The following is a 25032-nucleotide window of genomic DNA, read 5'->3' as shown; positions in this document are numbered from 1 at the left end:
TCCTCCACCTTCACCATACCCAAGGGGGTATTTTCCGGCTCCGCGCGGCGGGGCACGATGGCCGGGAATGACCCCACCCGCCCCGAGGAAGCGCCCCACCCACAAGCCCCGCCCCGGAGGAACGACGAGCATGAGCGACGACGACATGGTGACGAACTGGGCGGGGAACATCGCCTTCACGGCCCGCCGACTGCACCGCCCCGCCTCGCCGGCGGAGCTGCGGGCGCTCGTGACCGGCGCCCGGCAGGTGCGGGTCCTCGGCAGCGGGCACTCCTTCAACCGCATCGCGGACACCGACGACCCGGACGGCACCCTCATCACCCTGGCCGGGCTGCCGCCCACCGTGGACGTCGACACGGCGGCGCGCACGGTGCGGGTCGCGGGCGGCGTCCGGTACGCCGAACTCGCCGACCGCGTCCACGCGTTCGGCCTCGCGCTCGCCAACATGGCCTCGCTCCCCCATATCTCGGTGGCGGGTTCGGTGGCGACCGGTACCCACGGCTCGGGGAACGCGCTGCCGCCGCTGTCGTCGTCGGTGTGCGCGGTGGAGTTCATGACGGCGGACGGCACGCTCGTCACCTTGCGCCGCGGGGACGCCGGGTTCGACGGCGCCGTGGTCTCGCTGGGCGCGCTCGGCGTGGTGACCGCGCTGACCCTCGACCTGGAGCCCGCGTACGAGGTGGCGCAGCACCTGTTCGTGGACCTCCCGCTGGCGGGGCTCGACTTCGACGCGGTGACGTCGTCGGCGTACAGCGTCAGCCTCTTCACGGACTGGCGCGGGCCGCGCTTCACGACCGTGTGTCTCAAGCAGCGGGCGGGGCGCGGCGTCGACTTCCCGTGGGCCGCGCCCGCCACCGAGCCGCACCACCCGGTGCCCGGCGTGCCCGCCGACAACTGCACGCGGCAGCTCGGCGTCCCCGGCCCCTGGCACGACCGGCTGCCGCATTTCCGCGCCGACTTCACACCCAGCAGCGGCGCCGAGCTCCAGTCGGAGTACCTGCTGCCGCGCGCCGACGCGCTCCCCGCGCTGCAGGCCCTCGATGCCGTCCGGGAGACGATCGCGCCGGTCCTCCAGGTCTGCGAGGTCCGTACGGTCGCGGCGGACACGCAGTGGCTCAGCCTCGCGTACGACCGTGCCGCGGTGGCGTTCCACTTCACCTGGGCGCCGGACCCGGCCGCCGTCCTGCCGGTGATCGCCCGGATCGAGGAGGCCCTGGCGCCGTTCGCGCCCCGCCCCCACTGGGGCAAGCTCTTCCGCACCCCGCCGACGGGCCTGCACGCCGTCCACCCGCGCCTCGCGGACTTCGCGGCGCTCGTGACAGAGCTGGACCCGGCCGGGACGTTCCGCAACGCCTTCGTGCGGAACGTCCTCGGCCGGGCCTGAGCGGCGGCGGTCAGCCGCGCTGGAACACCGCGACCGTGCGCGCCGGGACCCGGAAGGTCCCCGAACTCTTCTCGTACGCGGCCGACTTGACCACGGGGTCGGCTCCGCGCGCCTGCACGGGATGCAGCGCGTAAGCGTTCCCCGTCAGGTCCGCGATCCGCTGGGACCGCTCCTGCGGCGTGGCGTTGAAGACGACCACGAGGGAGCCGAGGCGCATGGTGATGACGCCGGGCGTCTCCGCCGGGGTGCCGGACAGCGGGAAGGACAGTTCCCGCTGGACCCGCTCGCCCGTGGCGAGCGAGAAGGCCGGTTCGGTGGCGCGCAGCCGCAGCAGGTCCCGGTACGCGGCCGCGGCGCCGCGGATGTCCGCGCAGCCGGGGGCGAGCGCGGGGTCCGCAAGGAGGGGCTTGGCGTAGGGCCACTTGGGCTTGTTGTCGGCGGCGGGCGGCAGGCCGCGGCCGAAGCCGTTGCCGTCGCGGCAGTCCCAGTGGATGGCGTTGAACCAGTCGCCGCTGTCGTAGGAGTTGCGGTCGAGGGACTTGGACCTCAGCAGGTCGCTGCCCGCCTGGTACAGCGCCGGGCCCTGCGAGAGGGTCGCCGTCGCCGTCGCGAGGACCTGCATCCGGGCCCGGTCGGCCGGTGCGGTGCCGCGCGGGAGCTTGAAGGCGAGGGCGTCGTACAGCGTCTCGTTGTCGTGGGCGTCGGCGTAGGCGAGGGCGTCGCCCGGCGCGGCCGCGTAACCGGCGGGGGCGCCGTTGTAGTCGACGTCGGCGCCGGTGACCTCGCGGCCGGCGGAGTCGGTGAAGGCGTACCCGGCCAGGTTGCCGGTGAGGCCGACCTTGATCAGGTCCTGGTAGTGCAGGAGGCGGGCCTTCTGTTCGGCGGGCGTACCGTTCGCGGTGGACGCGTTGGGGGCGGTGTAGAGGCCGCTGGCGAAGCCCTGGACGCCGGGGTCCTCGTCGAAGGGGCCGCCGCCGCGCACGGCGTCGCGGGCGCGGTCGGAGAAGGTGGCGATGCCCGTGCCCGCCATGTTGCGCTGCGTGGCCTGCTCGAAGCGGGCGTCGTCGGCGATCTCGCCGAAGTTCCAGCCCTCTCCGTAGAGCACGATCTTCTTGCCGTCGACGCCGTCCTTCTTCAGGGTGAGGGCGTCGAGGGCTTTGCGGACGGCGAGGATGTTGGCCTTCGGGTGGTGTCCCATGAGGTCGAAGCGGAAGCCGTCGACCTTGTATTTCTTGGCCCAGGTGACGATGGAGTCGACGACGAGCCGGCCCATCATGGCGTTCTCGGGGGCTGTGTTCGCGCAGCAGGTGGAGGTGGCCACGGAGCCGTCGGCGAGCAGGCGCTGGTAGTAGCCGGGCACGATCTTGTCGAGGATCGACTTGTCGGCCTGGCCGCTCGCGACGGTGTGGTTGTAGACGACGTCCATGACGGTGCGCAGACCGGCGCCGTTGAGGCCTTGCACCATCTTGCGGAACTCGACGGTACGCCGCGGGCCTTCGGGGTCGCTCGCGTAGGAGCCCTCGGGGACGGTGTAGTGCAGCGGATCGTAGCCCCAGTTGTAGGCGTCCTTGGCGGCGGCCTTGCCCACGCAGGCCTGCTGCTCCTCGGAGTCCGGCGCGAACGACGCCAGGTCGCAGTCGGGCGTTTTCTGTTGGGACTTGCGTTCGGGGATGGTGCCGATGTCGAACGCGGGCAGCAGGTGGACGTACGACGTCCCGGACCTGGCGAGCCTGCGCAGGTGTCGCATGCCGTTCGACGTGCGGTCCGTGAACGCCAGGTACTGGCCCGGGTGTTCGGCCGTGCGGTCGCCGATGGAGAAGTCGCGGATGTGCAGTTCCTGGATCTGCGCGTCCCGCAGGGGTGTCGCGGGCGGCTTGCGCAGGGTCCGCCAGCCCTTGGGGGCGAGCTGCGGGTCGTCGAGGTCGACGAGGAGGCTCCGGGCCGAGTCGGTGGTGAGGGCGGTGGCGTAGGGGTCGGTGACCTTGTTGGTGACGACCTTGCGCACGCTCGGCGCCCACACCTTCACGACGTACCGGTACGGCTTCCCGGTCCAGCTCCTCGGCCCGCTCGCCGACCACACACCGGACGCCGCGTCCCGGCGCATCGGCACGGTCCGGCCGTCGATGTCGAGCCGGACGTTCTGGGCGGTGGGCGCCCACACCGCGAGCGACGGGCCGCCCCGGCCGAAGTCGGGGCCGAGCGGGGCCTTGGTGGCGTCGGGGCCGTACAGGTCGTCGAGGACGCCGTGGGTCTGGACGCCGGTGGTGGCCCGCAGCGCGCCGCCGTCGGCGCGGCTCACCGCGACGACCTGGCCGGTGAGGGCCGCACGGATCCGGCGGCGGTCGCGTGGATCGACGCGGAAGGCCGCGTAGGTCCGCAGGTGCGGGAACGCCTTCCGCTGGTCCTCGGTGAGGCCGCCCGGCACCGGTGCGAGCCGGATCCGGCCGCCCCGGCCGGTGAGTTCGCCGTCCTCGACGGTGAGCCCACCGGTCCGCGCGTACACCAACTCCGTCTCCGCGCCCGCCCCTTCGGCGCCCCGGTCGGCGGTGCCCGCCGGGACGTTCCAGGCGACGGTGTCGCGGTCGATCCACTGTGCCTCGGCCTTCGTCAGGTCGGCGTCGGCGGCGCGGGCCTGGCGGGCGGGCTTCCCGGGCGCCGCCGCCGCGCCCGTCGGGGGCACGGTGGCGGCGAGCAGGGCCAGGGCCAGGGCCGCGGTGGTGCGGCGTACGGAGCCGGTCACGGTGGGGACTCTCCTCTGGGGACGGATGGCCGGTCGGCGGCTCGCGCGCGCCGGTGGCCGGTCAGCAGGTGCGGGCGCCGGTGTGCAGCGCGAGTGCGGTGTTCGGCGCGACGGAGGCGGTGAAGCGGCCCGAGCCGTCGACGGTGACGCTCCGGCCGCTCTGCACGTCGCAGTAGCTGCCCGCGGCCAGGGACGTCTGGAAGGTCCGGTCGAGCGCGGCACCTTCGTGGTTGATCACGACGTACGCCTTGTCGCCGCGCCCGAACGCGACGGCGTTGTCGCCGTTGTCCCACCAGTGGGTGACGCCGGTGCCGTGCGCGGTGTTGCGCAGCTTCACCATGCCCTTGATCTCGGGCCAGGCGTGCTGGCACTTCCAGCCGTCGCTGTAACAGGCGTTCACCTGGCCGCCGTTGGGCGGTCCCGCGTCGCGGTCGGTGAACTCGTAGCCGGAGTGGACGTCCGGGGCGCCGTAGGGCCAGGCGAGCATGAAGACGTGCGCGAGGGTGTGGTTCGCGCCGTCCTTGTAGGTGAGGGTGTCGCCGCCGCGCTCGGTGTCGTGGTTGGCGACGAACACGGCGGACTTGCCGGACTGCAGGTAGCCCCAGCCCTCGCCGAAGTTCTTCAGGTACGCGAGCTTCTCGCCGGTGAAGACCCGCTTGAGGTCGCGGGCGTAGCGGAACTCCTGTACATCGCCGTTGCCCAGGTACTCGTCCGGCGACACCGCCTCGCCCGCGCCGAAGATCGCCTCCTGCTTCCAGTAGACGTTCCGGTCCTTCAGGCGCGACTTGATGTTCGCGAGGTCTCCGGCGGCCATGTGCTTGGCGGCGTCCACCCGGAATCCGTCGGCGCCGAGGGAGAGCAGGTCGTTCATGTAGGCGGCGATGCGGCCGCGTACGTGGTCCTCGCCGGTGTCCAGGTCCGCGAGGCCGACCAGCTCGCACTCCTGGACGTTGGTGCGGTCCTGGTAGTTGGAGATCTGGGCGGTGCAGTTGTCGAGGTCGGGCCGCGTGTAGCTGCCCGGGTAGGTGTACTTCGTGTACGAGGTGCCGCCGGTGCCGGTGCCGTCGCCCGCTGCCATGTGGTTGATGACGGTGTCGACGACGACCTTCACGCCCGCCGCGTGGCAGGTCTCGACCATGCTCTTGAAGGCGGCCCGGTCACCGAGCCGACCCGCGATCTTGTAGCTGACGGGCTGGTACGACGTCCACCACTGCGGGCCCTGGATGTGCTCCTGCGGGGGCGACACCTGGACGTAGCCGTAGCCGTCGGGGCCGAGCCGGTCCGTGCACGCCTTGGCCACCGAGCTGAACTTCCACTCGAAGAGGACGGCGGTGACGTCCTTGGCGCCGGGCGGGGCGGCGGCGGCCTGCGGCGCGCCGCCGACCAGGCTCCCGCCGACTCCGGCGAGCAGGGCGAGGGTCGCGGCCCGGGTCCTGCGTGCGGTTGCTGGCTGCGTGCGCGTACGACGTGTCACGGGGGCCTCCTGCGCGGGTGAAGTGGGGGGCCTTCCACGGCGGTGCCAATGCGGCGTGCTCGCGCGACCGTTGAAGGTTGTTGCAGCAAGATTGCGGCAGTGTTTTCGCCCGTGACCGTACGACCGTCAATCATCACGGTCAACCCTTGGGACGCACCTGGGCCGTCGAGCCTCGTACGACGAGCTCCGGCTGGAAGACGAACTCCGTGCGCTGCACGGGATTTCCGTTGATCTCCTCAAGGAGGGCACCGACGGCGGCCGACGCCATCGCCTGCACGGGCTGGCGCACCGTGGTCAGCGGCGGGTCCGTGAACGCGATGAGCGGCGAGTCGTCGAAGCCCACCACGGACACGTCGCCGGGCACCGTGAGGCCGCGCTGCCGGGCGGCCCGGACCGCGCCGAGCGCCATCATGTCGCTGCCGCAGACCACGGCGGTGCAGCCGCGGTCGAGCAGCGCCCCGGCCGCGGCCGCGCCGCCCTCGACGGTGAACAGCGTGCGCTGCACGAACGGTTCGGCCTCCCCCGGTGCCAGGCCGACGTGCTCGTGCAGCGCCGCCGCGAACCCCTCCGCCTTGCGCCGCGAGGGGACGTAGCGGGTCGGCCCGATGGCGAGGCCGATCCGCTCGTGCCCGAGGTCGGCGAGGTGGCGCACCGCCATCCGCACGGCCGCCCGGTCGTCGGCCGAGACGCAGGAGACGGGGATGTCCGCGTTGTAGCCGTTGATGAGGACGAACGGGACGCCCCGGCCCGCGAGTTCCCGGTAGCGCCCGTGGTCGGCGCTCGCGTCGGCGTGCAGCCCGGACAGGAACACGATGCCGCTGACGCCGCGTTCCTCCAGCTGCTCCACCAGCTCGTCCTCGGTGGCGCCGCCCGGCAGCTGCGTGCACAGCATCGGCGTGTAGCCGTGCCCGGCCAGCACCTGCTCGACGACCTGCGCGAACGCCGGGAAGATCGGGTTGGTCAGCTCGGGGATGACCAGGCCGACCAGGCCCGCGCTGCGCCGCTTGAGCCGCACGGGCCGTTCGTAGCCGAGCACGTCAAGGGCGGCCAGGACACGGCGCCGGGTCGCGGCGGCCACACCTGCCTTGCCGTTGAGGACGCGGCTCGCGGTGGCCTCGCTGACCTCCGCCTGGGCGGCGATGTCCGCGAGCCGCGGGGCGCCGCGTTCGGCGTCCCGCGGCGGGGAGGTCGTCACACCGCCCACCAGACGGTGGTGTCGGCGGGCAGCTCCACCTCGGCTCCGGTCACGTCGACGGGGCCGCTCGCGAGCAGCATCCGGCCGGGCGCCACGATCCGTACGGGCTCGCCGGTGGTGTTCGCGGTGCACGCGAACTCCGCGCGCCGGAAGGCGAGCACGCCTGCCGGGGCGCCGGTCCACTCGATGCCGTCGCCCGCGCCGAGCCCCGGCTGCGTACGCCGCACCCGCAGCGCCTCGCGGTAGAGCTCCAGCGTCGACGTCGGGTCGCCGGTCTGCGCCTCGACGCTCAGCTCGCCCCAGCCCGCGGGCTGCGGCAGCCAGCTGCCACCGGTGCCGAAGCCGTACGAGGGGCCATCGACGGCCCACGGGATCGGCACCCGGCAGCCGTCGCGGAACCCGTCCTGCCCCTGCGCCCGGTGGAACGAGGGGTCCTGGCGGACCTCGTCGGGCAGGTCGGTGACGTCGGGCAGGCCCAGTTCCTCGCCCTGGTAGAGGTACGCGGAGCCGGGCAGGGCCAGCATCAGGAGCGTGGCGGCTCGGGCGCGGCGCAGGCCGAGGGCGCGGTCGCCGGGGGTGCGGAGCTGGGTGCCGAGCCCGGCCGGGTTGGCGAAGCGCGTCGCGTGCCGGGTCACGTCGTGGTTGGACAGGACCCAGGTGGCGGGGGCGCCGACGGGGCGCATCGCGGCCAGCGAGCCGTCGATGACCGCCCGCAGCTCGGCGGCGTCCCAGTGGGTGCCGAGGTACTGGAAGTTGAAGGCCTGGTGCATCTCGTCGGGGCGCACGTAGTGGGCGGTGCGCTCGACGGTGGGCGTCCAGGCCTCGGCGACCAGGACGCGGTCGCCCGCGTACTCGGCGAGGACGTGGCGCCAACTGCGGTAGATGTCGTGCACGCCGTCCTGGTCGAAGAACGGCATGGTGTCGTTGCCGAGCAGCTTCAGCTGGTCGTGGTGGCCGATGTCCGGCAGGCCCTCGGCCTTCACCAGGCCGTGGGCGACGTCCACGCGGAAGCCGTCGACGCCCATGTCCAGCCAGAAGCGCAGGATGGAGCGGAACTCGTCGCGTACGGCGGGGTGTTCCCAGTTGAAGTCGGGCTGCTCCGGCGCGAACAGGTGGAGGTACCACTCGCCGGGGGTGCCGTCGGGGTCGGTGGTGCGGGTCCAGGCGGGGCCGCCGAAGATGGACTCCCAGTCGTTGGGCGGGAGTTCACCGCCGGGGCCCTTGCCCGGGCGGAAGTGGTAGCGCTCCCGCAGGGGCGAACGGGGGCCGTCCGCGAGGGCCCGGCGGAACCAGTCGTGGCGGTCGGAGGAGTGGTTGGGCACCAGGTCCACGATGATGCGCAGGTCCAGGGCGTGCGCGTCCCTGATCACGGCGTCGGCGTCGTGAAGGGTGCCGAACATCGGGTCGATGGCGCGGTAGTCGGCGACGTCGTAGCCCGCGTCGGCCTGCGGCGAGGCGTAGAACGGGGAGAGCCAGACGGCGTCGACGCCGAGGTCCCTGAGGTGCGGCAGGCGGGCCCGGATGCCCTCGAGGTCGCCCATGCCGTCGCCGTTGCCGTCGGCGAAGCTGCGCGGATAGACCTGGTAGATCACCGCGTCGCGCCACCAGTCCGTACGCGTGCCGGAGTCGGGGGCGGCAGGGGCAGCGAGATGCTGGGTCATGTGTTCCCTGAGAGGTCGAGTCTGGTCGAGTCGTGGTGCGGATGGAGCGGGGCCGCCGGATGCGGGATCCGGGCGGGGCGCCGGGGTCAGGACTTCGTCGCGCCGGCCGTGAGTCCGGAGACGAGGTGGCGCTGCACGAAGCCGAAGATCACGGCGGCGGGCACCGCGACGATGACGGCCGCGGCGGTCAGCGAACCCCAGTCGCTGGTGTACTGGTTGACGAAGGTCTGCAGGCCGCCCGCGAGGGTGAGGTTCTCCTCGCCGGTCATGAAGGCGGACGCGTAGGCGACCTCGGCCCAGCCGGTGATGAAGCTGTAGAAGCCGGTCACGGCGAGGCCGGGCTTGGCCAGCGGGATGATGAGCCGCCAGAAGGTGCCGAACGGGTTGAGGCCGTCCACCCGGCCCGCCTCGTCGATCTCCACCGGGATGGTGTCGAAGTAGCCCTTCATCATCCACGCGGAGAACGGCACGGCGATCGTCAGATAGGTGAGGACCAGGCCCATGGGCTGGTTGAGCAGCTCCATGCTCGCGAGCAGGTTGTACAGCGGCACGATGAGCACGGCGACCGGGAACATCTGCGTGATGAGCAGCAGCCACATCAGGGGCCGCATCCCGGGGAACTTGAACCGGCTCACCGCGTAGCCCGTGGTCGCCGAGATGAACACGCCGATGACGGTGGTCAGGCCGACGACGAACAGGGAGTTGCCGACCCAGCTCAGGAACTCGGTGTCGTTCACCACGTGGTCGTAGTTGCCGAAGGTGAAGTCCTTCACGAGGGACGTGGAGAACGCCTCGCTCGTCGGCTTGAACGAGGTGACGAGCAGCCACAGCGGCGGCAGCACGGCGACGGCGCTGGCGATCAGCAGGGTGGCGTGCAGGGCGACGGAGGCCAGCGGCCCGCGCTCGCCGCGCGGCCGCCGGGCCCGGCCCTTGCCCGTGGTCCCGGGTGTCGCGTCCGGTGTCGTGGATGTCTTCACGGGGGTCGTCACCACACCTCTCCTTGCTTGCGGAGCGCGCGGCGGTAGACCACCGCGAAGAGCGAAAGGAGCAGCAGGATGAGCACGCCCCAGGCCGCGGACCCGGCGAAGTCGCGCGGGCTGACGACGAACGAGAGCCGGTAGGCGTACGTCACCAGGATCTCGGTGGCATCGCCCGGACCGCCCCGGGTGAGCAGGAAGATCACCGGGAACATGTTGAAGGTCCAGATGCCGCTGATCAGGACGACGGTGCTGCTCACCGTGCGCAGGCCCGGCAGGGTGATGTGGCGGAAGCGCTGCCAGGCGTTCGCGCCGTCCATCTCCGCGGCCTCGTACAGCTCGCCGGGGATGGACTGCAGGCCGCCGAGCATGGCGACGAGCATGAAGGGCACGCCGAGCCAGACGTTGACGGTGATCACCGAGATCTTGGCCCAGGTGGGGTCGTTGAGCCACGGGATCGCGTCGATGCCGCCGCCCGCGAGGATCTTGTTGAGGATGCCGTTCTTCTCGTTGAAGAGCAGCCGCCAGGTGAAGACCGACACGAAGGCGGGCACGGCCCAGGGCAGGATGAGGGCCATCCGGTAGAACGAGCGGCCCTTCACCTTGCGGTTGAGCATGTTCGCGAGGATCAGGCCGAGCACGAACGACAGGGCGACGCAGGAGACCGTCCAGATGACGGTCCAGGTGAGCCGGTCCCAGAAGACGCCGTCGTCGAGGATCGCCTGGTAGTTGTCCAGGCCGACCGACTCGTACGTCGCCGGGATGTGGTTGACGCCGATGCTGCGCTCGACGTTCGCCTCGTTGGCGTTCGTCGTCGACAGGTACACGCCGCGCAGCAGCGGATAGCCGACGATCACGCCGATGACGGCCACCACGGGGGCCACCATGGCCCAGGCGTACCAGTGGGTGCTGAGTGCCCTGCGCAGGCGGCTGGGGGTTCCGGGGGTCTTGCCGGTCCGGCGGCCGGGGCCGGGGACGCGCTCGGCGTCCACGGCCCCGGCCACGGAGTGGCCGCTGTCGACTGCCATGCCTACTTGTAGTCCTTCAGGAGCTTGCGGTAGGCGTCGCCGATGTTCTTGGCGCCGTCAGCAGGCGACGTGCTGCCGTTCAGCACCTTCCCCATCTGCAGCCGGATCGGCTCGAACAGCGAGTTGGCCTCGGGGATCCAGGGCCGCTGCACGGACTTGTCGACGGCCGGCTTGAAGAACTGAACCATCTGATTGTCCTTGACGGACTTCACGTCGTAGACGGAGGTGCGCGTCGGCAGCAGGCTCAGCTTCTCGGTGGTCTCCTGCTGCACCTTCGCCGAGCTCATGTACTTGATGAACTCGTACGAGGCGTCGAGGTTCTTGGAACCGGCGTACGCGGCGAGGTTCCAGCCGCCCTGCGGCGAGGCCTGCCGGGCGCTGCCGCCGGGCACCGGGGCGACGCCCAGGTTGGCCTTTTCACCCTTGAACTGCTTGCCCTGCAGGGCGCCCTCGATGGACCAGGGGCCGTCGAGCGCCATGGCGACGTCGCCGTCCTTGAAGGCGTTGAGCTGGTTGTTGTAGCCGTCGCTGGCGTCGGTGACGGCGGCCTTGGAGTCGACCAGGTCCTTCATGACCTCGAAGGCCTTGCCGCCCTCGGCGTCGTCGACGGTGATCTGCTTCTTCTTGGTGTCGAGGAGGTCACCGCCCTCTCCGTAGAGGTACGGGAGGTAGAAGTACGGGTCGTCGCCGCGCAGGTAGAGACCGGTCTTGCCGGACTTCGACTTGATCTTCTTGGCGGCGGACTTCACGTCCTCGAAGGTCTTGGGGACCTCGACGCCCGCGGCCTTGAGCATCTTCTTGTTGTAGAAGAGCGCGAGGGTGTCGATGGTCTGCGGCGCCGCGTACGTCTTGCCCTTGAACTTGGTGCTCGCGGCGGCCTGCGGCAGGAAGTCGGCCGGCTGGTCGAGGGCGGCCGTGCCCTCCAGCGGCGCCAGGTAGCCGAGGTTCGCGAAGTCGGCGACCCAGGCGACCTCGGTGCGCATCACGTCGGGGGCGCCGGAGTTGCCGCCGGCCGCGTTCTTGAACTTGGCGTTGGCCTCGCCGAACGGCACGTTCACGTACTTGACGTCGACGCCGGGGTGGAGCTGCTCGAAGCCCTCGGCCAGCTTCTTGTACGTGCCCTTCTCCGCGTCGTTCGAGGTGTCCCAGAACGTGACGGTCCCGGAGAGCTTGCCGCCGCTCTTCTTGCCGCCGTCACCGTCGTCGCCGCCGCACGCCGCCGCTGTCATCGCAAGGGCTGCGACCAGTGCGGTGGCCGCTATGCCACGCCGCATGTGTACTCCTTCAACTGGTCCCGGAATGACCCGGAATGAGGAGAGACGAAGAGGTGCCTCCTGCTGGCCGCACTCGAGGCGGCGCCGGGTTGGCAGGAACGTAACAGGCTTGAAAACCAGCCGAAAGACCTTGCGAGAAATTTCTGCAAGAGCAGGTGATCGTTACCGTCGTGTGTCCTGTGCGTTGCGGTCTTCCGGGACAGGGCTTGCTGCAAGCTTTCAGCAAGCGGGTGGGCAAGGCCGGTTTCCGGCGGTACAGTCCCGTGCATGACCGCGCGGCTCGTCGACATCGCAGCCCAGGCGGGAGTCAGCGAAGCCACCGTCAGCCGGGTCCTGAACGGCAAGCCCGGCGTGGCCGCGGCCACCCGCGAAGCCGTTCTCGCCGCACTCGACGTGCTCGGCTACGAACGGCCCGTCCGGCTGCGCAGGCGCGGCAGCGCGGGCCTGGTCGGCCTGATCACGCCCGAGCTGGACAACCCGATCTTCCCCGCGCTCGCCCAGGTGATCGGCCAGGCCCTGACCCGCCAGGGCTATACGCCGGTGCTCGCCACCCAGACCCCGGGCGGCTCCACCGAGGACGAGCTGACCGAGATGCTGGTGGACCGCGGCGTCGCCGGGATCATCTACGTGTCCGGGCTGCACGCCGACACCACCGCCGACATGGACCGCTACGGCTCGCTGCGCGCCCAGGGCGTCCCGCACGTCCTGGTCAACGGCTTCTCCCCCAAGGTCGACGCGCCCTTCGTCTCCACCGACGACCGGGCCGCGACGCAGCTGGCGGTGCGCCATCTCGCCTCGCTCGGCCACACCCGCATCGGTCTGGCGGTCGGCCCCCGGCGCTTCGTCCCGGTCGTCCGCAAGATCGAGGGCTTCCGGCTGGGCCTGCGCGAGCGGCTCGGCCTGTCCGACGCGCAGGCCGACGAGCTGGTCCAGCACTCCCTGTACACGCTGGAGGGCGGGCAGGCCGCGGCGACGGCGCTGATCGCCAAGGGCTGCACCGGCATCGTCTGCGCCAGCGACATGATGGCCCTCGGCGCCATCCGCGCGGCCCGCGAGCAGGGCCTGGACGTGCCGCGCGAGGTCTCGGTGGTCGGCTACGACGACTCCCCCCTGATCGCCTTCACCGACCCGCCGCTGACCACGATCCGCCAGCCCGTCCAGGCCATGGGCCAGGCCGCGGTCCGCACCCTCCTGGAGGAGATCGGCGGCACGCCCGCGCCGCACAGCGAGTTCGTGTTCCTGCCGGAGCTGGTGGTCCGCGGGTCGACGGCTTCGGGGCGCAAGGGCGGGGCCACGGCCACGGCGTCCTGAGACCGCGCCCGCTACCCTATTTGCATGGACGCGCAAGGACAGTCGCAGGGCCAGCCGTGGGACACGGAGGCCGCGGACCGTGCGGTGGCGGTGCTGAAGGCGGTGGCCGACCCCTCGCGGTACCGGCTGCTGTGGGCGCTCAGCGGGCAGGAACTGCCGGTCAGCGCGCTCGCTGAGCTGCTCGGCGCGCATGTGGCCGCGACCTCCCAGCACCTGGCGAAGCTGCGGGCGGCCGGGCTTGTGGTGCCGCGCCGGGAGGGCACCCGGATCTACTACCGCGCGGCGGATGTGCGGGGGCTCCTGGACGAGGCGGCGCTGGTGGCGCGCGCCGCCGCCGGTGCGGCGGTACCGGGCGCTCCCGCGGAGCCCGCGGCGGCCGCCGCGCAGGAGCAGACCGTCACCGCGCGCGGGACGAGGGCCCGGGCGGTCCGCCGCCGCCCGGCCACCGAGCACTAGGGCGTTTCTGATGGCTCTTGGTCGGCCGCCAGGGAGATCGTCGGCGCAACGGGAGCTGCCCCGCGAGGTGCTGCTCGCCCCGGCGCCCACACCCGTGACAGCCATCTGACGGTTTCAAGAGCCGTCAGAAACGCCCTAGCCGGACTCAGTCGGACGGTGGTGTCGCTGGGCTGCCGCGGCTCGTCTCGTTCCCCCTCGGTGCGCCGCCGGTCACGGCTCGGTGGCGGCGGCCTCGCCGCTCGGGCGCGAACGCGCAGGAGGGGCCGTCGGACTCCACGGGCCGCCCGTGCGGCCCGGGCCTCGTGTCAGGGATCACGCCCGAGGGCCAATCCGCCACCCGCGCAGCCACGGATTACCGGTGTCGGGTTCGTGAGGGATCCCGGACACGCGGAAGCGGTCGGCGATATGAGTTCTCCCGGTGGAATGCGAGGTACCCGGACCCCTCCGCCCGGATGAAGTCGCCGGCCCCCTCCGCCAGGCACCTGCCGCACGACGCACTGCGTGCGGCAGGTGCCCTTCGTCAGGCGCGCCGAGTACCCGCCCTCAACGGCTCACGCCGATCATGCGGGAGACCCGAGACGGACTGCGGGCCGGACCAATCCGCGGCGCCCTCGGCTACGGATCATCCTCATAGGGCGACTCGTGCTGGAGGAACACCGCGTGAAGGAAGTCGTGCACATCGGAATCCCATCGGCACCGGGGCCCGATCTCCAAGAGCTGCTCGCCCGGGTGGCCCGCGGTGAGCAAGAGGCGTTCGCCGATGTCTACGACGCCGTGGCGGGCCCCGTCCTCGGCGTCGTACGCCGTGTGCTGCGCGATCACGCCCAGTCCGAAGAGGTCGCCCAGGACGTCCTGGTGGAGGTCTGGCGCACCGCGCCCCGCTACCGGCCGGACCGGGGCACCGCCATGAACTGGATCCTCACCCTCGCCCACCGCCGCGCGGTGGACCGCGTGCGCTCCGTCGAAGCCTCGGCCGCTCGCGAGCACAAGGCCGCCCTGCTGGCGCACACCCCGGAGTTCGACGAGGTCAGCGAGCAGGTCGAGACGCACCTGGAACGCGAACAGGTACGCCGATGCCTGCGCACCCTGACCGAACTGCAGCGCCAGTCCGTCGCCCTGGCGTACTACAGCGGCCTCACCTACAGACAGGTGGCCGAACTCCTCGCCCTGCCCCTGGGCACCGTCAAGACCCGCCTGCGCGACGGACTCATCCGGCTCCGCGACTGCCTGGGGGTGAGCGCATGACCCGCTCCGACGACCCGCACACACTGACCGGCGCCTTCGCCCTGCACGCGCTGGAGGACGAGGAACGCGCGCGGGTCGAGGAACACCTGGCGCACTGTGACCCGTGCGCCCAGGAGGTGCGCGAGCTGACCGAGACCGCCGCGCGCCTCGGGCTGGCCGTTGCCACGGCCCCCCGCCGGGGCATGCGGGACGACGTGCTCCGCCGCATCACCTCCGTGCGCCAGGACGTACCGCGCGCCGAACCGGAGTCCGGCCTCCCCCGCACATCTCGCCGGGCCCGCCCGGTCTCCCGGTGGGCGCTCGCCGCCTGCGTCGCCGCGGCCGCGGCCTTCGGCGGCACCGCCCTCTGGCAGCACCAGCAGGCCCAGGACGCCCGCGACCAGACCCACCAGGCTCGGAAGGAGGCCCGGGAGCAGTCGCAGGAACTCGCGTCGGTGCTGACCGCACCCGACGCGCGGACCCGCACCGGCAGGCTCGCCGACGGCGCCAGCGCCACGGTGGTGGTGTCGGCGAGCCGCAACCGGGCCGCGTTCGTCGCGGCCGGCCTGCCCGAACCCCCGCGGGGGAAGGTCTACCAACTGTGGTTCGACGATGACGGGTCCATGCGCCCGGCAGGTCTCCTCAGCCCCGGCCGCGACTCCCAGGCGATGCTGATGGACGGCCCCGTCGACAGGGCCACCGGCATGGGGATCACCCTGGAGCCGTCCGGAGGGTCGGCCAAGCCCACCACCGTCCCGGTGGCGCAGATGCTCTTCCCCGCCTGACGCGCCCGAAGCAGCTCTCGCCCATGGCGGACGGCCGCCCCGCCCAGTGGCATGCCCGCGCGGCCCCGGGCATGACGGCCGCCCGGAGCCCGGCGTTCCCGGGCCCGGGGGACTCACTCGGCCCCGTCTCACCCTTTCGGGGGTCGGACCAATCCACGAGCCCCCCTGGCACCGGATACCTCACGTGAGAACAGAGCTAAGGATGCCGCTGCGGCGGCTGGACGGGTGGCGGGTGCTGGCGGGAGCCGTGAGCGGCCTACTGGCCGGCTTCGCCGCTCTCGCATCCGCCGAGTTGGTGTCCGCCGCGGTGCGGCCCGAGGCAGGCCCTGTGGTGGCGGTCGGCGGGGCAGCCATCGACCGCACGCCCGCGTCGGTCAAGGACTGGGCGATCCAGCAGTTCGGCACCGACGACAAACTCGTCCTGCAGATCGGCATCCTCGCCGTGCTCGCTCTGCTGGCCGGGGTGCTGGGCGTGGTCGCCCTGCGGCGACGCCTCGTCGGGGCGGCGGGCGTACTGCTCTTCGGCGTGATCGGCGCGCTGGCCGCGACCGGTCGGCCCGACTCGACCGCGCTCAGCGACGCCTTGCCGTCGTTGACGGGCTCCGTCGTCGGGGCCGGCCTGCTGTACGGGCTCGGTGGCCGCTTGGCCACAACCTCTCCCTGGGCCGTCGACCGGGCCTCGGCACCGCCGACGTCCGGCGACGTACCGGGCCCGGACAAGCACACGCCTGCCGGGTGGGACCGGCGCGGTTTCGTCATCGCGGCCACCGTCGCGGCGGCCGCGTCGACCGGGGTCGGCGCCCTGGGCAAATCGTTCAACGCCTCACGCGGCAGAGCTGCCGTCGCCTCCCGCGAGGGCGTCGAACTGCCCTCCCCGGCCTCGCCCGCCCGTGCCGTGCCCGCCGGCGCACGGGTGCGCGTGCCGGGAGTCAGTTCCTTCATCACGTCCAACAAGGACTTCTACCGGGTGGACACCGCCCTGGTCGTGCCCAAGGTGAACGCCGGCACCTGGCGTCTGAGGATCCACGGCACAGGCGTCACACGCGAGACCAGGCTGTCCTTCGCGGACCTGCTGGGACGCGAACTGATCGAACGGGACATCACGTTGACCTGCGTGTCGAACGAGGTCGGCGGCCCCTACGTCGGCAACGCCCGCTGGATCGGGGTGCGGTTGGCGGACCTGCTCACCGAGCACGGCGTGGTGCCCCCTTCCCGAGGAGGCCCGGCGGACCAGCTGGTGGCCCGGTCGGTGGAGGGCATGACCATCGGCACACCCGTGGACGACGTGATGGACGGCCGCGACGCGATGCTCGCGCTCGGCATGAACGGCCGGCCGCTGCCGTTCGCCCACGGATTCCCCGTCCGCATGCTGGTGCCGGGTCTGTACGGCTATGTGTCCGCCTGCAAGTGGATCGAGGACATCGAGCTGACGACGTTCGACGACTACGACCCGTACTGGGTCAAGCGCGACTGGGCCCGCGAGGCACCGGTCAAGACCCAGTCCCGGATCGACACTCCCAAGCCCTTCGCCAGGCCGAAGGCAGGCACGGTGATGGTTGCCGGGGTGGCCTGGGCGCAGCACCGAGGCATCGACAAGGTCGAGGTGCGCGTCGACGACGGTCCCTGGCGGCCGGCCGACCTGGCCGCGGAGGACACCCGGGACACCTGGCGCCAGTGGTCCTTCCCCTGGCCCGCCACCCCCGGCGGCCACACCCTCACCGTGCGGGCGACCGACCGCACGGGAGCGGTCCAGACCGCACGACGGACCCGCACGATCCCCGACGGGGCGAGCGGCCGGCACTCGGTGGTGGTCACCGTCGACTGAACCCCGTCCACGCCTCCGACACGTGCGCGAGCCCTCCGCTCCGCACCCGAATCCCCTCCCTGGCCTGCCCGCCGCGGCACCAAGTCGCTGCCCTCACCCCGGAGAAGAACCATGAACACCTCATCCCGCCGTTTCCGCCGCGCCGCCGTCGCCGTCGCCTCGGTCGCCCTCCTGCCGCTGTCCCTGACGGCCTGCTCGGACGACAGCAAGGACAGCGCCTCCTCCGACTCGTCCACGTCGTCGGCCGCCGAGGAGAAGACCTCCAAGGCCCCTGCCGACGACATGGGCGGCATGACGGAGCCGTTCGGCCCCGCCTGCGCCTCCGTGCCCAAGGGCGGCAAGGGCAGCTTCACCGGCATGGCCAAGGACCCCGTCGCCACCGCGGCCTCGAACAATCCGGCACTGTCCACGCTGGTCACCGCCGTCAAGAAGGCCGGTCTGGTGGACACGCTCAACAACGCCAAGGACATCACCGTGTTCGCACCGACCAACGACGCGTTCGCGAAGATCCCGAAGGCGGACCTGGACAAGGTCCTCGCCGACAAGGCCCAGCTCACGAAGATCCTGACCTACCACGTGGTCGGCAAGAAGCTCGCGCCCAAGGACCTGGAGAGCGGCTCCTACGAGACGCTGGAGAAGTCGAAGCTCACGACATCCGGTTCTGGAGAGTCGTACAAGGTGAACGGCTCGGCCGACGTCGTCTGCGGCAACGTCAGGACCGCCAACGCGAACGTCCACATCATCGACACGGTCCTGATGCCCAAGAGTTGATACCAGGTGCTCCCGCCTGCCCGGCGGGGGCTCCCCGAAGGGTCCGGCCGATGACCGCTCGTCGCGCCGGGCCCTTCGGGGTGCCGTCGGCTCGGTGGGGGTGCTCAGTTCGGTGGCCGACGCCGCGCGCACGCCGATCCCGCCCAGGCGCATCCGCGCGACGTGTGCGGGCTGAAACCTGTGCCATGCGGAGGTTGTCGGCAAGCCGGTCCTGGTGCCGGTGCAGAAAGGCCCGGTATCCGGCGGCGAAGGGGCAGGCCCGCTCACCGGTGCGCCGGGTGGGCGAGTAGACGCAGTCTGCGCACAGGTCGCTCATGCGGTGCAGGTACAGGTACAGGTGCCACACGTACTCGCGCCAGCCCGCGATCTGATCGGATGAAGCCCTCCACGCTGCTCAGCGGCGCCCGGCCAGCGTGCCAGGCGTCCTCAGCCCGCTCGACGTATTCCGCGAGGTCCAGCGGTCCCAGGTTGAGGGAGGAGGAGAGCGGGCTGTGGCGCATGACCGGTTCGGCCGCGAGCATCGCGTCCTCGTGCGGCCCGAACCCGGCGAGGCGATGGCCGACGACCCAGGCCGGCGCCGCACTCGCCTCGCGTCGTGAGGCGGGAAAGAGGCGTGGGCTGTCGCGGCCCACGAACTCGATCCCGTCCTCGCGCGGCCGGTAGGGGGGCCGGGGCACCCAGGGTGCGTACCTCCCGAGAAGGTGGTTCGCGGTTCTCGTGGTCCAGGTTCCAGCGCCCGCCCACCGGTGAATCGCCGTCCACGAGGAGGTCCAGTCGGCGTCGCGTCCAGCGGTAGAAGTCCTCCTGCCGCAGCCACGTTCCCCGGTGCCGGTCGGCCCAGGCCCGGAATGCCTCGTGGTCGACCAGGAAGCCACGGACGGGCAGCACCTGGACCTGCGGCAGGCGCGCGACCATGTTCGGGGCGGCTCGGGAGGTGGGGTGGTGCACCGTCACCGGCCGGTCGGCCACGGCCTCACGCAGGCCTTCCCGGTAGGTCTCGGCCTGGACGTAGCGGATCCGGTCGCCCAGTTCTGCGGCGCCGGGCCGGAGTCGGCCGGGTGGAGGAGGTGCGGGCCCAACTGGTCGCCGAACAGCCAGTGCGCGGTGGTCATCGGGCCCCGCCCCTGGCGTGTTCGCGCGATCGCTGGAAGCGGTCCCGTGCGTCGGCGAGGTCGACGATCGGATCGGGGTAGTCGATGGCGGCGCGGTCCAGCCCGGGCAGTTTCCACGGCTCGTGGACGGCCGGGGCCCGCAGCCCTTCGAGTTCGGGGACCCAGCGTCGGACGTAGTCCCCGTCGGGGTCGTGCCGTTTGGCCTGGGTGAGCGGGTTGAGGACCCGGTTGGGGCGGGTGTCTGTGCCGGTGCCCGCCATCCACTGCCAGTTGAGCTGGTTGTTGGCGACGTCGCCGTCCACAAGGAGGGACAGGAAGTGCCGTGCGCCGATGCGCCAGTCCACGTAGAGCGTCTTGGTCAGGAAGCTCGCGGTGAGCAGACGGCCGCGATTGTGCATCCAGCCCTCGTGGGCCAGTTGGCGCATCGCGGCGTCGATCACCGGATAGCCGGTCCGGCCCTGCTTCCAGGCCTCGATGTCGTCGTGTGCCTCCGCTGTTCCGCGCCAGGCGTCGTGCCGGCTGCGGTAGTCGCTGAACGCGGCGCTCGGGCGGGCGGCCAGGACCTGCTGGTGGAAATCGCGCCACGCCAGCTGACGGACGAACGCCGCGGGCCCGGGGCCGTGCTCCGGGCGCAGGCGGTGGAGGAGTTCGACGGCGGACAGGGTGCCGAAATGCAGATGCGGGGACAGTCGCGAGGTGGCATCGCCCGGCAGGTCGTCGTGGCGGTCGTCGTAGGTGGACACCTCGGTACGCAGCCAGTCGGTGGCCTGTCGGCGGCCCAGGCTCTCGCCGCCCTCGGCAAGACCCGGTGACACGTCGGCGATGTCGCCGCGGGCCGGGAGCGCCTCGGAGCCGACGGCGTCGGGCACGGGCACGGCGCGGGGGGCGGCCAGGGGCTCGCGCAGGACCTGTTGCGACCAGCGCTGGAAGTAGGGCGTGAACACGGCGAAGTGGTCCGAGGACGCCGGGGTGACCGAGCCCGGGGCGACAGCTGTCCGGACGGTCTCGTGGACGAACAGGCGCAGCCCTTGGGCCTGTAGAGCACGGCGCAGCCGGCCCTCACGGCGATGCGCGTGGCTGCTGTGGTCGGCCGCCATGTGCACCTCGTCGGCATGCGCCTCGGCGGCCACCCTGCACACCTCGTCGACGAGATCACCGCGGCGCACGATCAGCCGGCCGCCTCGCGCGCGCAGGTTCGCGTCGAGATCGGACAGACAGTCGGCGAGGAACGCCAGCCGGTTGGGGGCGGCGAACCCGGCGGCGTCCACGGCGGGGTCCCGCACGAACAGCGGCACGACGGCGTCAGCCCCGCGCAGCGCGGCGCGCAGCGGCGGATGGTCGTGCACTCGCAGGTCCGAGGTGAACAGGACAATCGAGATGGTCATGGCGCGGCTCCTTGAGGGCGGGCACGTCCCGCACCAGTGGTTCCGGTCCGACGGGGTGTCCAGATGCGGTGTGTGCGCGTCACCACCGGTTCACCGCGTGGTTTCGACGTCCCCTGGTTCTGCGGCCGCTGCTGACCGGAGTGGATTCCGGTCCGGAGGGACCGGTGTTCGACGCACGATCGATTCGTGGTGAACGGCAAGGTCGTCGCACTCAGGCTGGGAGCCGATGGGCCGGTACTCACCCTGGAGGCGAAGGTCATGAAGCTCCGAGAGGAACTCCCCGTCGATCACCGGCTCGCCGTCGTGTACCGGGTGGGTGCGGCAGTGTGCGGTGTGATCCTGCTCGTGTTCGGCTGTCTCGGCTTCGCCGATCAGCTCGCCTTCTTCGCCACCGACGGCTCTCGGGTAGCGGGCCTGTCCAGCAACGGGCTGCTCAGTCTGCTCTCGGTGGTGGTCGGTCTCGGCATGGCCGCGGGAGCGGTGGTCGGCGGCAACTTCGCCTCCACGCTCAATATCGTGATCGGCTCCCTGTTCCTCCTGAGCGGCTTCGTGCACCTGTTCGTACTCGACCGGTCGGTGAACGTCCTCGACTTCAGCATGGCGAACGTCGTCTTCAGCTTCGTCATGGGACTGCTGATCGTCACGTTCGGCATGTACGGACGGGTCAGTGGCGGTCTGCCACACGACAATCCGTACTGGCGCCGACGCCACCCCGGCCAGGCGCGACGCGAGGAGCAGGCCGCCGTCGCGGTCGACGCGCGCCGTTCACCGGCCGGCCTCGCCGCCGCCCCGCAACCGCCCGCCCGGTCCGCCGACTGAGATGCGCGGCGGGCCGGTGCATCCAAGGGCCGGCCTCGCGCGGAAAAGTGGGTATCGACGGACGACCGGCGAGGGGCCCATGCACGACACGCAGATCGCCATCGTGGGGGCGGGCGCGGCCGGACTTTCACTCGCCTACCGCCTGGCCGTCGACCGTCCCGGCGGCCGGGTGCCGTCGGTCGTCCTGTTGGATGCTCCGGCGGGGCCGCTGAAGCCGGGAGAGCGCACGTGGTGCTTCTGGGAAGAACCGAACGGCGAGTACGACGCCGCCCTGACCGCCGCCTGGGACACCCTGCGCGTGCACGCCCCCGACGGCACGGCCGTCGCCGCCTCGCCTGCCCCGCTGCGCTACAAGATGCTCCGTTCCAGCTCCTTCGAGTCCCTGGTCGGTGACCGCCTCGTCGGCGAGCCGAACGTGTCCCGGCTCACGGCCGTGGTCGAAGCGATCGACGACTTCGGCCACGGTGCCGAGATCCGCACGCGCACGGCGGCCGGGCACCCCTTGACCCTGCGCGCCCGGTGGGTGTTCGACTCCCGTCCGCTGCCGGCCTCGCCGCCGGCCCGGACCACCCTGCTGCAGCACTTCCGCGGCTGGTTCGTCCGGACCGGCCGACCCGCGTTCGACCCGCGGGCAGCCGTCCTGATGGACTTCCGCACTCCGCAGCCCGCACACGGCCTGTCCTTCGCCTACGTCCTGCCGACGGACCCCTGTCAGGCCCTGGTCGAGTACACGGAGTTCTCCCGCCGGGTCCTGGACCACCGGGCGTACGAGCACGCGCTGCGTCGCTACCTGACACACGAACTGGCCCTGGAACACTACGAAGTCACCCGCGCGGAACACGGTGTGATCCCCATGACCGACGCGCGCTTTCCACGCCGCGCCGGCCCCTCCGTCTTCCGCATCGGGACCGCGGGCGGGGCGACCCGGCCCTCGACGGGATACACCTTCGCCGCCATCCAGCGGCAGACACGGGCCATCGCCGCCGCCTGCCACCAGGGCCGCACGCCCCGACCGCCCCCCGCCCACTCGGCGCGGTCCCGGGCCATGGACGCCGTTCTGCTGCGGGCCCTGGACACCGGCCGGGTGAGCGGGGCGTCGGTCTTCACCCACCTCTTCCGCCACGTCCCCATGGAGCGGCTGCTCCGCTTCCTCGACGGCCGCACCAACGCCTACGAGGACCTGACGATCGGGCTGCACACCCCCGTGGGTCCCATGCTGCGCACCGCGGCCGAACTGCCCTGGCTCTCCAAGTGCCACGCCCCCACGCCCTCCCCCGAGGCGGTGGGGCGCCCAACCGACCGGAATGAGACCTGAGATGACCGTGCTGCGCGACGACACCCTGTCCGCCGCGTTCGACCACGCCGCCCACTCCTACGACCGGCTGGTCGCCGTCAATCCCGGCTATCACGCCCACCTTCGTCGCTCAGCCCGCCGACTGCGGCTGCCGCACGGCGGCGCGGGACTGCGGCTGCTCGACCTGGGGTGCGGAACCGGGGCGTCCACCGCGGCCCTGCATCGCGTCGCGCCACTGGCCGAGATCGTCGCGGTCGACGCCTCGGCGGGAATGCTGGCGCACGCCGCCGCCAAGTCCTGGCCGCCCACGGTCACCTTCGTCCAGTCACCCGCCGAACGGCTCGAACAGGCAGGCGTGCGGGGGCCCTTCGACGCGGTCTTCGCCGCCTATCTGTTCCGCAACCTCGCGGACCCCGACGCCGTGCTCGCCGCGGTCCGCGCCCTGCTGGCACCGGGCGGGCGCCTGGCCGTGCACGAATACACCCTCAGCGGACGACTGGCGGACCGCCTCGTATGGACGGCCGTCTGCAAGGCAGTGGTGCAGCCCGCGGGGACCCTGGTCGGCGACGGAACCCTCTACCGGCATCTGTTCCGGAGCGTGTCCCGCTTCGACACCGCGGAGGCGTTCGCCGCGCGGACCCGGCGGGCCGGCTTCACGCGCGTACGCGTCCTGCCGATGCCCGGCTGGCAGACGGGCATCGTGCACACCGTGCTGGCCTCGTCCGGCCAGACCGAGAAGGGCCCTCGATGAGCGGGGCCGACATCGCGCCGGACGGGCGAGCCCGCCGCGGCCGCGACCGTCGCGCCCGGGTCTGGCGGGCACCGGCCGGGCTCGCACGCGCGCCACGGGACCAAGCGCCCACGACAGCCGTCGTGGGCGGCGGCCTCGCCGGCCTGGCCGCCGCCACGGCCCTGGCCGAACGGGGCGTACGCGTCACTCTGTACGAGCGCGAGTACCAGCTGGGCGGCCGCCTCGCGGGCTGGCCGATCGAACTCGCCGACGGCTCCACGGCGACCATGACACGGGGCTTCCACGCCTTCTTCCGCCAGTACTACAACCTGCGCGGCCTGTTGCGCCGTGTGGACCCCGGCCTCACCATGATGACCGGCCTGCCCGACTACCCGCTGCGGCACAGCACAGGGTTCCAGGACAGCTTCGCCAAGGTGCCGCGTACGCCGCCGTGGAGCGCCCTCGGCTTCGCCGCGCGGAGCCCCACGTTCGGCTGGCGCGACCTGGCCCGCATGAACGCGCGCGCCGCGCTGCCCCTGATGGACGTGCGCGTCCCCGGGATCTACCGCCGACTCGACCGGATCAGCGCGCAGGAACTCCTGGCACGGATCCGGTTTCCCCCGGCGGCACACCACCTGGCCTTCGAGGTGTTCTCCCGCAGCTTCTTCGCCGACCCGCGCCGGCTCTCTGCCGCCGAACTCGCCCTCATGTTCCACATCTACTTCCTCGGCTCCAGCGAAGGCCTGCTCTTCGACGTGCCGCAGGAACCCTTCCCGGCAGCCCTCTGGGAACCACTGGCCATCTATCTCGACGCTCACGGGGTCGACATCCGCACCGGGCACGCGGTGGAGAACGTAGAGCCTGCGCAGGCCGGCGGGTTTCACGTCACCACCCGGGACAGCGAGATGCGGCACGACACCGTGGTGCTCGCCCTGGACACGGCGGGCCTGCGCCATGTGGTCGCGCGCTCACCCCGACTGGGCGCCCCCGACTGGCGAGACCGGATCGCGCGCCTGACGACCGCCCCTCCGTTCCTCGTCTCCCGTTTGTGGCTGGACCGCCCGGTTTCCTGCGACCGCCCGGGATTCCTGGGAACCAGCGGATACGGACCCCTGGACAACGTGAGCGTGCTGGAGCGGTGGGACGGCGAAGCCCTGCGCCGGGTTGCCCGCACCGGCGGCTCCGTGGTGGAACTGCACGCCTACGCCGTGGAACGGACCGCCCACCGGACAGCGGTGCAGGAACAACTGAAGGACCAGTTGCGGCGCCTCTACCCCGAGACGCGTGACGCCGAGATCGTCGATGAACGGCACGAATGGCGCGCCGACTGCCCGCTGTTCGCGGTGGGCGGCTACCACGACCGGCCCACCGTGCGCACCACGGACCCGGCCCTGACCGTCGCGGGAGACCTGGTCCGCATCGGCCTGCCCGCCGCGTTGATGGAACGGGCGGTGACGTCAGGGTTCCTCGCCGCCAACGCGCTGCTCGAGCGGTGGGGACTCGCCGGCCAGACGCTGTGGTCGGTCCCGGACCGCGGCCGAACTCCGGCGCTGAGGGTGCTCAACCGGCTGGCCGGTACCTAGGGCC

17 protein-coding genes and 3 pseudogenes are annotated in these 25032 nt (G+C 72.0%); 11 read left to right on the top strand and 9 right to left on the bottom strand.

From position 1 onward, the window contains the following. Positions 1-130: 130 nt before the first annotated feature. Positions 131-1384 carry an FAD-binding protein gene (locus tag IE274_RS08100; protein ID WP_190114933.1) on the top strand — a complete coding sequence of 418 codons (1254 nt, stop codon included), beginning with the start codon at positions 131-133 and terminating at the stop codon, positions 1382-1384. Positions 1385-1394: 10 nt separating this feature from the next. Here IE274_RS08100 and pulA read toward each other — a convergent pair. The 7 genes and pseudogenes from pulA to IE274_RS08065 form a co-directional block, all read right to left on the bottom strand. Next, positions 1395-4019: pseudogene (pulA, locus tag IE274_RS08095) on the bottom strand (pullulanase-type alpha-1,6-glucosidase); the annotation flags it as partial. Between the two features lie 169 nt (positions 4020-4188). Further along, positions 4189-5598: pseudogene (locus IE274_RS08090) on the bottom strand (alpha-amylase); the annotation flags it as partial. 139 nt (positions 5599-5737) lie between these two features. Beyond that, complete coding sequence (locus IE274_RS08085) at positions 5738-6802, bottom strand: LacI family DNA-binding transcriptional regulator (protein WP_190114931.1); 1065 nt, start codon at positions 6800-6802, stop codon at positions 5738-5740. Continuing rightward, on the bottom strand, positions 6790-8454 hold the full coding sequence (locus IE274_RS08080; RefSeq protein ID WP_190114930.1) for a glycoside hydrolase family 13 protein: 1665 nt from the start codon (positions 8452-8454) through the stop codon (positions 6790-6792). The genes IE274_RS08085 and IE274_RS08080 overlap by 13 nt, the downstream gene beginning before the upstream one ends. 86 nt (positions 8455-8540) lie before the next feature. Then, positions 8541-9431, bottom strand: coding sequence for a sugar ABC transporter permease (locus IE274_RS08075; protein WP_372447216.1), 891 nt, complete (start codon positions 9429-9431; stop codon positions 8541-8543). Positions 9432-9439: 8 nt separating this feature from the next. Further along, on the bottom strand, positions 9440-10459 hold the full coding sequence (locus IE274_RS08070; protein ID WP_190114929.1) for a carbohydrate ABC transporter permease: 1020 nt from the start codon (positions 10457-10459) through the stop codon (positions 9440-9442). A gap of 2 nt (positions 10460-10461) precedes the next feature. Next, positions 10462-11733, bottom strand: coding sequence for an extracellular solute-binding protein (locus IE274_RS08065; protein WP_190114928.1), 1272 nt, complete (start codon positions 11731-11733; stop codon positions 10462-10464). Positions 11734-12000: 267 nt separating this feature from the next. On the opposite strand from IE274_RS08065, the gene IE274_RS08060 reads away from it, so the two are divergent. The 6 genes from IE274_RS08060 to IE274_RS08035 all read left to right on the top strand — a co-directional run bounded on the left by IE274_RS08060 (position 12001) and on the right by IE274_RS08035 (position 18105). Further along, positions 12001-13044 carry a LacI family DNA-binding transcriptional regulator gene (locus IE274_RS08060; protein WP_190114927.1) on the top strand — a complete coding sequence of 348 codons (1044 nt, stop codon included), beginning with the start codon at positions 12001-12003 and terminating at the stop codon, positions 13042-13044. Between the two features lie 24 nt (positions 13045-13068). Continuing rightward, positions 13069-13500 carry an ArsR/SmtB family transcription factor gene (locus IE274_RS08055; protein WP_190114926.1) on the top strand — a complete coding sequence of 144 codons (432 nt, stop codon included), beginning with the start codon at positions 13069-13071 and terminating at the stop codon, positions 13498-13500. Between the two features lie 660 nt (positions 13501-14160). Next, entirely contained in the window at positions 14161-14745 is a 585-nt protein-coding gene (locus IE274_RS08050; protein ID WP_190114925.1) for a sigma-70 family RNA polymerase sigma factor, read from the top strand. Continuing rightward, a complete protein-coding gene (locus IE274_RS08045; RefSeq protein ID WP_190114924.1) occupies positions 14742-15509 on the top strand; it encodes an anti-sigma factor in 768 nt (255 codons plus the stop codon). Before IE274_RS08050 ends, IE274_RS08045 begins: the two co-directional genes overlap by 4 nt. 202 nt (positions 15510-15711) lie before the next feature. Next, entirely contained in the window at positions 15712-17334 is a 1623-nt protein-coding gene (locus tag IE274_RS08040) for a molybdopterin-dependent oxidoreductase (RefSeq protein ID WP_190114923.1), read from the top strand. A gap of 111 nt (positions 17335-17445) precedes the next feature. Continuing rightward, positions 17446-18105: a fasciclin domain-containing protein gene (locus IE274_RS08035; RefSeq protein ID WP_190114922.1), complete on the top strand. Its 660-nt coding sequence runs from the start codon at positions 17446-17448 to the stop codon at positions 18103-18105. A 178-nt stretch (positions 18106-18283) separates the two neighbouring features. Here IE274_RS08035 and IE274_RS08030 read toward each other — a convergent pair. Then, positions 18284-19217: pseudogene (locus IE274_RS08030) on the bottom strand (cryptochrome/photolyase family protein); the annotation flags it as partial. Beyond that, positions 19214-20602 (bottom strand): cryptochrome/photolyase family protein, encoded by a 1389-nt coding sequence (locus IE274_RS08025; RefSeq protein WP_190114921.1) that lies wholly within the window; start codon positions 20600-20602, stop codon positions 19214-19216. The pseudogene IE274_RS08030 and the gene IE274_RS08025, both read right to left, overlap by 4 nt. Positions 20603-20860: 258 nt before the next feature. Between IE274_RS08025 and IE274_RS08020 the strand changes: the two genes are divergently transcribed. The 4 genes from IE274_RS08020 to IE274_RS08005 all read left to right on the top strand — a co-directional run bounded on the left by IE274_RS08020 (position 20861) and on the right by IE274_RS08005 (position 25028). Continuing rightward, positions 20861-21421 (top strand): DUF4383 domain-containing protein, encoded by a 561-nt coding sequence (locus tag IE274_RS08020; protein ID WP_190115335.1) that lies wholly within the window; start codon positions 20861-20863, stop codon positions 21419-21421. Positions 21422-21500: 79 nt separating this feature from the next. Continuing rightward, on the top strand, positions 21501-22736 hold the full coding sequence (locus tag IE274_RS08015) for a lycopene cyclase family protein (protein ID WP_190114920.1): 1236 nt from the start codon (positions 21501-21503) through the stop codon (positions 22734-22736). 1 nt (position 22737) lies between these two features. Continuing rightward, positions 22738-23466 (top strand): class I SAM-dependent methyltransferase, encoded by a 729-nt coding sequence (locus tag IE274_RS08010; RefSeq protein WP_190114919.1) that lies wholly within the window; start codon positions 22738-22740, stop codon positions 23464-23466. Beyond that, on the top strand, positions 23463-25028 hold the full coding sequence (locus tag IE274_RS08005; RefSeq protein ID WP_190114918.1) for an FAD-dependent oxidoreductase: 1566 nt from the start codon (positions 23463-23465) through the stop codon (positions 25026-25028). The genes IE274_RS08010 and IE274_RS08005 overlap by 4 nt, the downstream gene beginning before the upstream one ends. Positions 25029-25032 lie beyond the last annotated feature (4 nt).

The sequence above is a fragment of the Streptomyces flavofungini genome (assembly GCF_014650815.1).
GTDB lineage: Bacteria > Actinomycetota > Actinomycetes > Streptomycetales > Streptomycetaceae > Streptomyces > Streptomyces flavofungini.
This window is presented reverse-complemented; position numbering and strand designations above follow the sequence as displayed.

Excerpts from the sequence above, each read along its gene's own strand:
- IE274_RS08100 (WP_190114933.1), top strand. The coding sequence starts at position 131 with ATGAGCGACGACGACATGGTGACGAACTGGGCGGGGAACATCGCCTTC.
- IE274_RS08080 (WP_190114930.1), bottom strand. The coding sequence starts at position 8,454 with ATGACCCAGCATCTCGCTGCCCCTGCCGCCCCCGACTCCGGCACGCGT.
- IE274_RS08070 (WP_190114929.1), bottom strand. The coding sequence starts at position 10,459 with ATGGCAGTCGACAGCGGCCACTCCGTGGCCGGGGCCGTGGACGCCGAG.
- IE274_RS08065 (WP_190114928.1), bottom strand. The coding sequence starts at position 11,733 with ATGCGGCGTGGCATAGCGGCCACCGCACTGGTCGCAGCCCTTGCGATG.
- IE274_RS08060 (WP_190114927.1), top strand. The coding sequence starts at position 12,001 with ATGACCGCGCGGCTCGTCGACATCGCAGCCCAGGCGGGAGTCAGCGAA.
- IE274_RS08055 (WP_190114926.1), top strand. The coding sequence starts at position 13,069 with ATGGACGCGCAAGGACAGTCGCAGGGCCAGCCGTGGGACACGGAGGCC.
- IE274_RS08045 (WP_190114924.1), top strand. The coding sequence starts at position 14,742 with ATGACCCGCTCCGACGACCCGCACACACTGACCGGCGCCTTCGCCCTG.
- IE274_RS08040 (WP_190114923.1), top strand. The coding sequence starts at position 15,712 with ATGCCGCTGCGGCGGCTGGACGGGTGGCGGGTGCTGGCGGGAGCCGTG.
- IE274_RS08035 (WP_190114922.1), top strand. The coding sequence starts at position 17,446 with ATGAACACCTCATCCCGCCGTTTCCGCCGCGCCGCCGTCGCCGTCGCC.
- IE274_RS08025 (WP_190114921.1), bottom strand. The coding sequence starts at position 20,602 with ATGACCATCTCGATTGTCCTGTTCACCTCGGACCTGCGAGTGCACGAC.
- IE274_RS08020 (WP_190115335.1), top strand. The coding sequence starts at position 20,861 with ATGAAGCTCCGAGAGGAACTCCCCGTCGATCACCGGCTCGCCGTCGTG.
- IE274_RS08015 (WP_190114920.1), top strand. The coding sequence starts at position 21,501 with ATGCACGACACGCAGATCGCCATCGTGGGGGCGGGCGCGGCCGGACTT.
- IE274_RS08010 (WP_190114919.1), top strand. The coding sequence starts at position 22,738 with ATGACCGTGCTGCGCGACGACACCCTGTCCGCCGCGTTCGACCACGCC.
- IE274_RS08005 (WP_190114918.1), top strand. The coding sequence starts at position 23,463 with ATGAGCGGGGCCGACATCGCGCCGGACGGGCGAGCCCGCCGCGGCCGC.